The sequence below is a fragment of the Faecalimonas sp. LCP19S3_D12 genome (genome assembly GCF_052121495.1).
GTDB lineage: Bacteria > Bacillota > Clostridia > Lachnospirales > Lachnospiraceae > Faecalimonas.
On sequence record NZ_JBQKED010000127.1, the window covers coordinates 1 to 601 of the forward strand.

General features: G+C 64.6%; 1 protein-coding gene. It reads right to left on the reverse strand.

The window, feature by feature from the left end; all coding sequences use genetic code 11:
- Positions 1-500 (reverse strand): hypothetical protein (locus ACTQXY_RS15550; protein ID WP_441660220.1); only part of this gene is annotated, 500 nt, incomplete at its 3' end.
- Between the last annotated feature and the right edge of the window lie 101 nt (positions 501-601).

Below are 601 nucleotides of genomic sequence, written 5' to 3' on the forward strand. Positions count from 1 at the left end.
TATTTGGGGAGTCGGCACCGCCCGGAATCGACACATCGTAGATACCGCTCCGCCGCGAGCCTGCCAACCATGAACCCCGCCGAGGGGGGCGCGGGAATACCCCGCTGGTAGTGAATCGCCGTCGGGCGAGCCCCACGCACCACCACCGCATCCCCCGACACCGCGAACTCACCATCGGACCCGTCCGAAAGCTCCACCCGAGTCACCTCGAACACCGGGCCGGGCAGCACGATCCGCATACACTCCGCTGTGGACACATCCACGTTGAACCACTCGCCCCGCCACAGCGTCGGCTCGCACCGCAAACACTGCTCAACCCCCGGGTGATACACCGCCGGGCACACCCCGAACTGCCGACCCGTCAGCGCCCACAGAATCTCCGTAGCCGTATCCACAGCCAGGCGGGCCACATCCTCTTTACCCTCCGGGATAGGGGGGAAGCACGACATGTCTACCGGCCACTCGCAAAGGTCACTCATACCGGTAATGCTACCAACCACGACACCCCTCCCCGGGTCGGGAAACGAATAAACCCCGCCCCCGGGTAATGATGGTCCTCCGCACCCATACGCCTGTCTCTTATACACATCTGACGCTGCCG